Genomic DNA, 7,247 nt, shown 5'->3' with positions numbered 1-7,247 from the left:
TCGACATCAGATCTCCCTTACGCTGTGTGTTAAAGTACTGGAGATCGATCTCGGTAAGCTTCCTGAAAATGTTGCTTCTGATATTCGTCACAATTTTCAATCGGAAATCTTCAATAATGCGCGCGGATAGATATTTGAATAAATTGCTAAGAATAACAGAAATGACAATAGCAATGCAGACCATCTTCAATGCTGCTAGTTTGCCCGATTCTTCTATGATAGCCTGAAAATGGTAGTAGAATAAATCCTTGAAATAGGTTAAATTAAAATCAAATACCGGAGCGGAGACCGGAGATTCAGAAGGTACCTGCGCGGTTTGATTAAATAATAAATCGAATACCGGTTTAAGCAGTGTAAAATTTAATAGCCCGAAAATAACTCCCAATATGGAAGTAATAAAAAAAGGTATAGCAAAACTTCGTACCGGGGCAGCAAAGGAAAAAAGTCTTAGAAAAGTCTTCATTAAAAGGGATTATTATACAAAGTTACTCATTTGACAAGTATGGGCTATGTCACCCCTGTCTCTTTATAAAACTGATATTTTTGTTTGAAACTGATCCTTTTATTAAGCTTACTACAGAATGGAGGGTTAAGTTAACCCCGGTTGTTTTACTCAGTTCCTCTAGTTTTAATCTTGAGTCTCTGATCCCTGAACTTTTTTTGATAAAGGCGATAAAAGACCGGAGATAGTAAAATTGTAAAATTATGACGCGGAATAGCACTTCAAAGAAACATTGGACATACCATCCGGTCAGGTATAATCCCTCCAGGTGAATTGCATGGAAATACATCTTATTACGGTTGTAAATTGTCCTGACGAAATTCCTTTTTTCTTTTGTAGCAATGCTGGTCGATGTCCGATGCCTGCAAACTGACAAAGGTTCAAAATAACACTTCCATCCAACCCTCCAGGCCCTTATTGAAAGATCAACATCTTCCATGTAAAACGGGCTATAGTGTTCGTCAAATCCACCCAGCTGCGAAAGCTTCTGCCGGTCTACCAGGGCATTTGCCCCCGAGAGGTACATACTATATAGGAGCGGATCGCCGTCCGTATTTTCGACGTAATTGTATGATGTTTTCAGCTTGAAGCCTTCAAATTTGGGATACTTTGCGGCGTCCTGAACCATGTCATCATCCCATCCTATGATCTTGCCCATTACCCCAAAAGTATCGGTGCTGTCAAAATATCGAAATTGATCAGCAAAATAATTCCGGCGAAGTTTTACGTCGCTGTTCAGCAGAAGCACCAGCTCATATTTGGCAGATAAGATGCCGCTATTAATAGTTTTAGAAAACCCTGAATTGCTGGAATTGACCAGGACTGAAACCTGAGTAAAATTATCTGTGAGATATTTCACTGAATCATCAGTTGAGCAGTCGTCTACTATGATAATCTCGAATTGCTTTCCTGAATCTGCCAGAGCTTCAAACAAGGCCGGGAGGGTAAAAGGAAAGAGATGCACACCATTATAGTTTGGAATGACGACCGAAATGTTCAAATCTTTCAAATCTGAGTGTGATAAAATTCTTTTATTTGTACAAACTTAGATAAAATATAGGTTTAATAATGATTACAGTTCCCGAAATGGTCAGCCAGGTGAAATCAGGTAATTTCAGAGATCTGGCCCGTGCTCTGACAATGGTTGAAAATGAACTGGCGGGGTCAACGGCATTGTTAAAGAGCCTAAAGAGATCAGATACCCCAATTATCGGAATTACGGGTCCGCCTGGAGCAGGAAAGAGCACGCTGGTAAATGTGATGATCAATGCCTGGTCGCAGAAAGGTAAGTCAGTAGCTGTATTGGCGGTGGATCCTACGTCACCATTTAATCTCGGTTCACTGCTCGGCGACAGGATTAGAATGGCCGAACAGTTCACAAAAGAGAATGTTTTTATCAGATCGATAGCTACCAGGGGTTCCTTGGGAGGACTTTCAGGCAAAACAATCGAGATGACTGACGTTCTGCAAGCAGCCGGATTTGATTATATTCTGGTTGAAACCGTTGGTGTGGGACAATCAGAAGTTGAAGTAGCTGGCTTAGCTGATTTAAGTATTGTCGTTCTTGTGCCCGAATCTGGCGATGAGATACAGAATATCAAATCTGGCCTGATGGAAATTGCCGATATTTTTGTCGTCAATAAGTCTGACAGGGATGGTGCAGATACCTTTGCGAATAATTTGAAAAATATCGTTCATCAGAAGCCTGTGAATATCCCGGTCCTAAAAACATCGGCAAACAGGGGTGAAGGTATCAGCGAACTAATAGATGCAATTGAAGCACATCCTTATTCTACAAACAGCCGAAAACCTTTGCTGCTTGCTGAGAAAGCATGGAAACTATTGCAACAAGCAAAAGTGAAAAATATCGACAAGGCGAAATTTCAGAAAGATATTGATTTAATGTCCAAAAATACGGACTTTAACTTATACAGTTTTGTGGAATCCCTGATCTAATTCTTAGAGTTCATAAGATCTTCAATCTCCTCCGCTTCTATGGGAATATCAGCCATCAGATCAACATTTCCGTTTTTGGTGAGAAGAATATCATTTTCCAAACGAATCCCAAGCCCTTCTTTCGGAATATAGATACCTGGTTCACAGGTTAAAATATTCCCTTCTTCGAACGGACGGTATCGGCTGGCAAAATCATGTACATCCAGCCCTAAATGATGCGATGTTCCATGCATGAAGTATTTCTTATACGCCGGCATTGCGGGGTCCTGTTTTTCTACATCGTGTTTGTCAAGCAAACCTAGTCCAAGCAACTCTGACGTAACATATTTACCAACCTCATTATGGTATTCGTTCCATATGATAGCTGGCGTAAGCATCTTCTTAGCCTCATTCATTATCCGCAGTACGGCATTATAAACTTCTTTCTGGCGTTTCGTGAATTTACCATTGACCGGAACAGACCTGCTTAGATCAGCATTGTAATTTGCATATTCAGCTCCAAAATCAAATAATATAACCTCCCCAGCCGCGCAGATCTGGTTATTGTCAATGTAATGAAGAATATTGGCGTTTTTCCCCGAAGCTATTATGGGAGCGTAAGCATGTCCGGTAGCCCGTTGGCGAATAAATTCATGAATGATCTCTGCCTCAATCTGGTATTCGGCTAATCCGGGTTTTATGAATTTTAGGATCCTGATAAAAGCATCTCGGGTGATACTGCAGGCTTTTTTGGTCAGTTCGATCTCTATCTCAGATTTTACAGGCCTCAGGTCACGGAGCAAGGGTGCGGCCCGCTCGTACTGATGCAGGGGGTAACGTTTCCTTATTTCTTCTATAAAACGGACGTCCCGGTATGGAACTTCGTGGGTATATCGGTCATTCTCGTTGGTGTTGAGGTATATTTTATCAGCGTAGTTTACGATCGATGGCAGAATTTTCCATAAGTCGTCCAGCCAAAATATATTTTCTATTCCCGATATTTTCTTAGCTTCCCGAATCGAAAGTTTATGTCCTTCCCAAACTGCGATGTGTTCATTGGTCTGTCTTAAAAATAGTACTTCTCTGTATAGCGGATTAGGACACTCCGGAAAAAGCATCAGAACAGACTGTTCCTGGTCTATGCCACTTAGGTAAAACAGGTCTGGATTCTGTTTAAACGCATGATTTTGGTCTCCGCTCCGAGGAAATTCATCGTTGGAATGGAAGATTGCTATCGAATTACTTAATAATTTCTTGGTAAAATTTCTACGATTTAGCTGGAAAAGGGTATTTTCTATTGGAGGATATTTCATTAGAGCAACAAATTATCGGGTTGAAATACAACCCTTAAAGAAAACAATTATTGTTGAAAAATAATTGGAACAGTATTTGTTAATTTGCACATGTCAAACTTATGACTATTTTTGTGTAAATTACATCAATAAAAAATTGTTAACCTTTAAAAAAACAAAGTATGAATTATTCTACAATTAAGAAAGCCGTTGCGTTTTCGTTAGTAGCAGTGTTAGGCCTCGCAGGCATAGCTAACGCACAAGATGCTACTTCGAGCTCGGCGAGTTCTTCTGCCAAAGTGTTTGGTGGTCGAGGACAGTACAGAACATGGAGTCTGGGACTTAACGCTGGTGTATTGGCACCTCAGGTGTTTACTGGCGGTACAAATGACTTCAACAAATTTAATCTGGAATTAGGTTACGGTTTATCCCTTCGTAAGCAACTAGGTCACGCATTCGGACTTCAATTCGATATAATGCGTGGTGAGCTTTCAGGGGAAAATGCCACTATGAAAAGCGGAATCAAGAAATTTATTCCTGCTGGAGCTCCAACAGCGTTTGAAACCGATATTTCTTACGCGGCATCGATTTCAGGTGTTGCGAATGTAGCTACCGTTGATTTTCTTAAAAGAGAAAACAATGTAAATTTCTTTGTTAAAGGTGGTTGGGGTATCACTGCTTTCGCACCACGTAAACCTTTTGATTGGAAAGGAAAATCTGGTGATGGCTTAAGCGAAAAATATGTACAGGAATCTTTCTTCCCTGTAGGTGTTGGCGCTAAGTTCAAAGTTTCTGAGCGTGTTAATTTTGATCTTGGTTACACACAAAACTTCCTTGATGGAGATAACCTTGATGGATACTATGGTAGACCAAGCTCACAAGATAAATGGGCTTATGGTTATGCAGGTTTAGAATTCTCTTTAGGTTCTACTGCTAAACCAAGCCTGGACTGGGTTAATCCACTGGCTTTGATGTATGATGAATTGAAAGATCCAACATTACGTCAGGAAGTTGAAGCATTGAAAACTCGTGTAAGCGCTCTTGAAGCTTCGGATCTGTTAAAAGATTCAGATGGTGACGGTGTTGCTGATAAATTAGACAAGTGTCCAGGAACTGAAGCTGGTATTAAAGTTGATGGTTCAGGTTGTCCTTTAGACGTTGATGCTGATGGTATTCCGGATTCAAAAGATGCTTGTCCTACCGTTAAGGGAACAGCTGAATACAACGGATGTCCTCCGCCAATGGCACAAGGTCCAATGGCTATGGGTAACGTTATCCAATTCGAATTCGACTCTTCAGTATTAAGAACTGATGCTTTCCCGATCTTAGATAGAATATCTTCTGATCTTAGAGCTAACTCTTCTTCACGTGTTCATTTACATGGTCACGCTTCTTCAGAAGGAACAACCGAGTATAACATGACTTTGTCTAGAGATAGAGCAAATTCTGTTAAGACTTACCTTGTTAACTCTGGTGTTGCAGCAAGCAGAATAACTACAACTGCATATGGTGAAAGCCAGCCAGTTGCTTCAAATGCAACTGAGACAGGTCGTATCGCTAACCGTCGCGTTGAGGCGATGATGAAATAAACAATATTGTATATAAGCATATTGTAAAGAGTCCCGTTCCGTTTATTCGGAACGGGATTTTTTTTTATAAATTTGTTTAGATGTATTTTTTTAGAAAGCAAGATCCAAACCGCCCAACTAATTTCAATTTGAGGGCTATGCATTATATAAATGCAATCGCGATTATTATGTTTATCGGCGGGATAGTATACAAACTTGTCGATTGGTTTATACTATCTAATTGAACTTAAACCGGCCTGTTTTACAGCATATTTTAAATTATGAAATCTATTATCTTTACTAAAAATGCACCGTCACCAATAGGTCCGTATAGCCAGGCTGTCAAAGCGGGAAATATGCTTTTTATATCTGGCCAGATCGCTATTGATCCTGAAACAGATCAGTTGATAGACGGAAGTATTGAAGATGAAACAAAACGAGTAATGCTGAATATCGAAGCACTTTTGAAGGCTTCTGGATTTTCCTTTGCAGAGGTTGTCAAGACTAGTATCTTCCTGAGTGACATGAAACATTTTAGCCTTGTAAACGGAATTTATGGATCATTCTTCCAAACAGACTTTCCTGCACGCGAGACCGTGGCTGTACTTGGATTGCCCAAAAATGTTAATGTAGAGATCTCCGTTACCGCATATAAAGCCTGACTTGAAGACTGGCAGAGCGAAGTATTTTCTAGCCGCATTATCATCGGTTATCATCTGGGGGTTTTTCTCCATTCCCCTAAGACTTATCAAAGGGTACGCTCCTCAGGATATCCTTCACTATCGCATATTCATTTCTCTAATTATCACCTGGCTTGTTATTTTATTGTTCAGGAGGAAGAATTTAACGGACGATCTTACTAATCTCAAGTCTCAACCTACCCAAGAAAGGAAGCGCCTAATCTGGCTAACTCTTTTTGCCGGGGTACTTATCACTGGTAATTGGTTTACATACATTTATGCAGTTAACGAGGTAAGCTTGAAATCCGCGGCTTTTGCCTATATGGTATGTCCTCTTATTACAGCAATTGGTGGGTTCCTTATTTTAAACGAACAATTGTCCAGGCTGAAGGTTATAGCTCTTGCCATTGCCGTGATAAGCATAGTCATTTTGGGGCAGGGATCTTTCCGGGATGTACTATGGTCTGTCATCGTAGCAGCCCTATATGCCTTTTACCTCATTATCCAGCGTGTAATGGGAAAGATCGACAAGCTCATTATGCTGGGTCTCCATTTACTTATTGCCACTGTTATTACGCTGCCACTATTCATTTCAAATTTCGAGGCACTCCCTACTGATTTGAACTTTTGGCTCGTCATTGTTGTGATCTCCGTTCTGTTTACTGTAGTGCCCTTGTTTTTAAGCCTCTATGCCCTTATCGGGATGCCATCGTCTACCCTGGGGATTATTATTTATCTAAACCCAATCGTTGCTTTTGCAGTGGCATTTTTCTATTTTCACGAGGAAATTGACCCCCATCAGTTGTATGCATACTCCATGCTTCTTGCTGCTGTGATAGTGTTTAATTGGGGAACGATTAAGGAATTAACCAAACGGCCTGTATAAACAACAGGAATATCATCCGGAAAATTGGCAGAACAGATCTTAAAAACACCGGTTGAATATTTGAAGGGTGTAGGGACTCAACGTGCCGATATCTTAAAAAAGGATCTTGCAATATTTAACTACGAGGATCTCCTCCAGCATTACCCATTTCGCTATATCGATCGAACCCGTTTTTATAAGATCCGGGAATTGAATGGAGAACTCCCGGCGGTCCAGGTTCTTGGGCGTATAATTTCAAAAGACATAATTGGCGAGAAGCAAGCAAAACGCCTGGTAGCTAACTTTAAAGACGATACTGGCAGTATTGAGCTGGTTTGGTTTCAGAGTATCAGGTGGATGGACAAAGTGATACAACCTGGGTCCGTGTTTATGATTTTTGGCAGG

The 7,247-nt window shown here is 40.5% G+C and carries 7 protein-coding genes and 2 pseudogenes; 6 read left to right on the top strand and 3 right to left on the bottom strand.

Going from position 1 to position 7,247, the window contains the following annotated elements; genetic code table 11:
• A pseudogene (locus tag WKF69_RS17720) lies at nucleotides 1–463 on the bottom strand (ABC transporter ATP-binding protein); the annotation flags it as partial.
• 49 nt (nucleotides 464–512) lie between these two features.
• On the bottom strand, nucleotides 513–1,511 hold the full coding sequence (locus tag WKF69_RS17715) for a glycosyltransferase family 2 protein (protein WP_340383579.1): 999 nt from the start codon (nucleotides 1,509–1,511) through the stop codon (nucleotides 513–515).
• Between the two features lie 59 nt (nucleotides 1,512–1,570).
• Between WKF69_RS17715 and meaB the strand changes: the two genes are divergently transcribed.
• Nucleotides 1,571–2,458: a methylmalonyl Co-A mutase-associated GTPase MeaB gene (gene meaB / locus WKF69_RS17710; RefSeq protein ID WP_340383577.1), complete on the top strand. Its 888-nt coding sequence runs from the start codon at nucleotides 1,571–1,573 to the stop codon at nucleotides 2,456–2,458.
• Here the strand turns inward: meaB and WKF69_RS17705 are convergent.
• On the bottom strand, nucleotides 2,455–3,750 hold the full coding sequence (locus tag WKF69_RS17705) for an aminopeptidase P family protein (protein ID WP_340383575.1): 1,296 nt from the start codon (nucleotides 3,748–3,750) through the stop codon (nucleotides 2,455–2,457). The two genes, meaB and WKF69_RS17705, sit on opposite strands and share 4 nt — an antisense overlap.
• Before the next feature lie 161 nt (nucleotides 3,751–3,911).
• On the opposite strand from WKF69_RS17705, the gene WKF69_RS17700 reads away from it, so the two are divergent.
• From WKF69_RS17700 to WKF69_RS17680, 5 genes and pseudogenes are all read left to right on the top strand, one after another.
• Nucleotides 3,912–5,318, top strand: a complete 1,407-nt coding sequence (locus WKF69_RS17700) for an OmpA family protein (RefSeq protein WP_340383573.1) — start codon at nucleotides 3,912–3,914, stop codon at nucleotides 5,316–5,318.
• 80 nt (nucleotides 5,319–5,398) lie between these two features.
• Entirely contained in the window at nucleotides 5,399–5,542 is a 144-nt protein-coding gene (locus WKF69_RS17695) for a DUF6728 family protein (protein WP_340383571.1), read from the top strand.
• Nucleotides 5,543–5,578: 36 nt separating this feature from the next.
• On the top strand, nucleotides 5,579–5,959 hold the full coding sequence (locus WKF69_RS17690) for a RidA family protein (RefSeq protein WP_340383569.1): 381 nt from the start codon (nucleotides 5,579–5,581) through the stop codon (nucleotides 5,957–5,959).
• A 1-nt stretch (nucleotide 5,960) separates the two neighbouring features.
• Nucleotides 5,961–6,863, top strand: coding sequence for an EamA family transporter (locus tag WKF69_RS17685; RefSeq protein WP_340383567.1), 903 nt, complete (start codon nucleotides 5,961–5,963; stop codon nucleotides 6,861–6,863).
• A gap of 24 nt (nucleotides 6,864–6,887) precedes the next feature.
• A pseudogene (locus WKF69_RS17680) lies at nucleotides 6,888–7,247 on the top strand (ATP-dependent DNA helicase RecG); the annotation flags it as partial.

Origin of the sequence: Daejeonella sp., from assembly GCF_037719425.1 — a bacterium.
Classification (GTDB): domain Bacteria; phylum Bacteroidota; class Bacteroidia; order Sphingobacteriales; family Sphingobacteriaceae; genus Daejeonella.
Note: the sequence above shows the minus strand (reverse complement) of the source record. Positions and strands in the feature narration are given on the sequence as shown.

Excerpts from the sequence above, each read along its gene's own strand:
- WKF69_RS17705 (WP_340383575.1), bottom strand. The coding sequence starts at position 3,750 with ATGAAATATCCTCCAATAGAAAATACCCTTTTCCAGCTAAATCGTAGA.
- meaB (WP_340383577.1), top strand. The coding sequence starts at position 1,571 with ATGATTACAGTTCCCGAAATGGTCAGCCAGGTGAAATCAGGTAATTTC.
- WKF69_RS17695 (WP_340383571.1), top strand. The coding sequence starts at position 5,399 with ATGTATTTTTTTAGAAAGCAAGATCCAAACCGCCCAACTAATTTCAAT.
- WKF69_RS17690 (WP_340383569.1), top strand. The coding sequence starts at position 5,579 with ATGAAATCTATTATCTTTACTAAAAATGCACCGTCACCAATAGGTCCG.
- WKF69_RS17700 (WP_340383573.1), top strand. The coding sequence starts at position 3,912 with ATGAATTATTCTACAATTAAGAAAGCCGTTGCGTTTTCGTTAGTAGCA.